This window comes from Cellulomonas algicola, assembly GCF_003851725.1.
Lineage (GTDB): Bacteria > Actinomycetota > Actinomycetes > Actinomycetales > Cellulomonadaceae > Cellulomonas > Cellulomonas algicola.
The window spans coordinates 1-3,299 of sequence record NZ_BHYL01000066.1 but is presented as its reverse complement, the minus strand read 5'-3'; the positions used below and the strand labels follow the sequence as shown (position 1 = coordinate 3,299).

Below are 3,299 nucleotides of genomic sequence, written 5' to 3'. Positions count from 1 at the left end.
GACGCCCTCGGCGTGCCGTTCGCCGTCGACGACGACGTCGAGCGGCACGACCTCGACGCCCCAGGCGGCGGCGTCGGCGGGGGTCAGCGTCGCCGTGGAGTCGGTGACCACGGCGACGTGCGGGCGGGTGCCCGCACGTCGCCCGGTGGTCGCGGTCAGGCCGGCACCACGTTGACGAGGCGCGGCGCGCGCACGATCACGGTGCGGACGTCGCGACCGGCGAGCGCGCGCTGCACGCCCGCGTCGGCCAGGGCGAGCGCGGTGAGCTCGTCGTCGGCGACGTCGGTGCTGACCTCGACGCGGCCGCGCACCTTGCCCTGGACCTGCAGGACGCAGGTGACGGTCTCCTCGACGAGGTGGGCCGGGTCGGCGACCGGGAACGGCTCGTGCGCGAGCGACCGGTCGTGACCGAGCCGCTGCCAGAGCTCCTCGGCGACGTGGGGAGCGACGGGCGCGGTCATGAGCACGAGCGCCTCGACGGCCGCACGCGGGGCGGCGTCGAGCGTGGTGAGGTGGTTGTTCAGCACGATGAGCTTGGCGATCGCGGTGTTGAGGCGCATCGCCTCCATGTCCGCGGTGACGTCGGCGATCGTGCGGTGCAGCACGCGCAGAGTCTCGGTCGACGGCGCGTCGTCCGTCACGACCAGGGCGCCGGTCGTCTCGTCGACGACGTTGCGCCACAGCCGCTGCAGGTAGCGCTGCGACCCGACGACCGCGCGCGTCTCCCACGGGCGCGACAGGTCGAGCGGACCCATCGACATCTCGTACACGCGCAGCGTGTCGGCGCCGTACTCGGCGTACATCTCGTCGGGCGTGACGGCGTTCTTGAGGGACTTGCCCATCTTCCCGTACTCGCGGGTGACGAGCTGACCCTGCCACGTGAAGGCGTCACCGTCCTCGACGACCTCGTCCGCGGGCACGTAGACGCCGCGCTCGTCGGTGAAGGCCGCCGCCTGGATGTAGCCCTGGTTGAAGAGCTTGTGGAACGGCTCGGCGCTCGACACGTGGCCGAGGTCGAACAGCACCTTGTGCCAGAACCGGGCGTACAGCAGGTGCAGGACGGCGTGCTCGACGCCGCCGACGTACAGGTCGACGCCGCCGACCGAGTCGCCCGGCTGCGCACCGTGGCCGGGGCCCATCCAGTAGCGCTCGAGCTCGGGGTCGACGAGCCGCTCGTCGTTCGTCGGGTCGAGGTAGCGCAGGTAGTACCAGCACGACCCGGCCCAGTTGGGCATGGTGTTGGTGTCGCGGCGGTACTGCTTCGGGCCGTCGCCCAGGTCGAGCGTGAGCGTCACCCACTCGTCGTTGCGGCCCAGCGGCGCCTCGGGAGACGACTGCGCGTCGTCGGGCGCGAAGGTGCGCGGCGCGTAGTCGGGCACCTCGGGCAGCGTGACGGGCAGCGCGTCGGCCGGCAGCGCGACGGGCAGGTCGTGCTCGTCGTAGACGATCGGGAACGGCTCGCCCCAGTAGCGCTGGCGGCTGAAGAGCCAGTCGCGCAGACGGTAGGTGACGGTGCCCTCGCCGATGCCGTGCTGCTCGAGCCACGCGATGATCGCGGCTTTCGCCTCCGGGACCGACAGGCCGTCGAGCGAGATCTCGTCGTTCGACGAGTGGATGATGCTGCCGTCGCCGGTGCGCGCGCCGTCCGGCGTGCCCTCGGGGGCGTCGACGGTGTAGACGACCGGCAGCTCGAACGCCTGCGCGAACGCGAAGTCGCGCTCGTCGCCGCCGGGGACCGCCATGATCGCGCCGGTGCCGTAGCCCATGAGGACGTAGTCGGCGGTGAAGACCGGCAGCAGCTCGCCGTTGACGGGGTTCGCGGCCAGGTGGCCGGTGAACACGCCCGTCTTGCGGCCCGCGTCGGCCTGACGCTCCACGGCCGTCTTCGCAGCGGACTCCCGGCGGTACGCCGCGACGGCGTCGACCGGCGTGCGGTGGCCGCCGGTCCACGCCGCGTGCGTGCCGTCGGGCCACGTCGACGGGACCTCGTCGAGCAGCGGGTGCTCGGGCGCCACGACGACGAACGTCGCACCGAACAGCGTGTCGGGACGCGTCGTGAAGACCTCGACCTCGCTGCCGCCCTGCACCGCGAACCGCACCTGCGCGCCCTGCGAGCGACCGATCCAGTTGCGCTGCATCGAGCGGACCTTGTCCGGCCAGTCGATGTGCTCGAGGTCGTCCGCGAGGCGGTCGGCGTACGCGGTGATCCGCATGTTCCACTGGCGCAGGTTCCGCTGGAACACCGGGAAGTTGCCGCGCTCGGAACGCCCGTCGGCCGTGACCTCCTCGTTGGCCAGCACCGTGCCCAGCCCCGGGCACCAGTTGACCGGCGTCTCCGAGACGTAGGCGAGGCGCTGGGAGTCGACGACGCGGCGACGCGTCACCTCGTCGAGGTCGGCCCACGTCGCGCCGTCGGCGACGCCGTCGACGCCCGCGGGCAGCGCGCGCCCGGCCTCGTAGGCCGCGACCAGGTCCGCGACCGGACGGGCCGCGCCGCGACCGCCGTCGGGACGCACCGCGTCCTCGTCGTACCAGGACTCGAAGATCTGCAGGAAGATCCACTGCGTCCAGCGGACGTAGTCCGGGTCGATCGTGGCGAACGAGCGGCGCGGGTCGTGCGCGAGGCCCAGCCGGCGCAGCTGGCGCTGCATGATCTCGATGTTCGCCTCGGTCGTCGTGCGCGGGTGCTGACCCGTCTGCACGGCGTACTGCTCGGCCGGCAGGCCGAACGCGTCGAAGCCCAGCGCGTGCAGCACGTTGTCGCCCTGCATGCGGCGGAAGCGCGCGACGACGTCGGTCGCGATGTACCCGAGCGGGTGCCCGACGTGCAGGCCCGCGCCCGAGGGGTACGGGAACATGTCCATGACGAAGAAGGGCTTGCTGCCCGCCTGCGCGTGCCGCCCGTCGCCGTCGGTGAGCTCACCCACCGGGTTGGCGGCGAAGAACGTCCCGCGGCGCTGCCACTCGTCCTGCCAGCGGAGCTCGATCTCCTGCGCGAGGGCGGCGGTGTAGCGGAACGGGACCTCGCCCGACGGGCTGGTCGGGGCGGGGGCGGAGGTGTCCTGCGACGTCACCCGAGGAGTTTACCGACGCGCCCGTGACGCCCGCACACACCGGTCACCCCGACGCCGCGGCACGTCGCGCACCGTGCGCGCGCCCGGTGGATGCTCCCGTGGACCTGCGGCGCGACCAGGCCGCTCCTACGATCGCGCCATGGGCGACACCTCGGACGCCGTGCGGCTCGCCGCGGCGGAGGCGGAGGCGGCGAGAGCCGCCGCGGAGGCGGTGCGGCTCGAGGC

General features: G+C 73.1%; 2 protein-coding genes. Both read right to left on the bottom strand.

Annotated features, from left to right (window positions below; translation table 11 throughout):
• The coding region (locus CTKZ_RS22720) for a DegV family protein (RefSeq protein ID WP_200829644.1) at positions 1 to 111 on the bottom strand (111 nt) is incomplete at its 3' end.
• A 44-nt stretch (positions 112 to 155) separates the two neighbouring features.
• Positions 156 to 3,074, bottom strand: coding sequence for a leucine--tRNA ligase (leuS, locus tag CTKZ_RS05140; protein ID WP_124341944.1), 2,919 nt, complete (start codon positions 3,072 to 3,074; stop codon positions 156 to 158).
• Between the last annotated feature and the right edge of the window lie 225 nt (positions 3,075 to 3,299).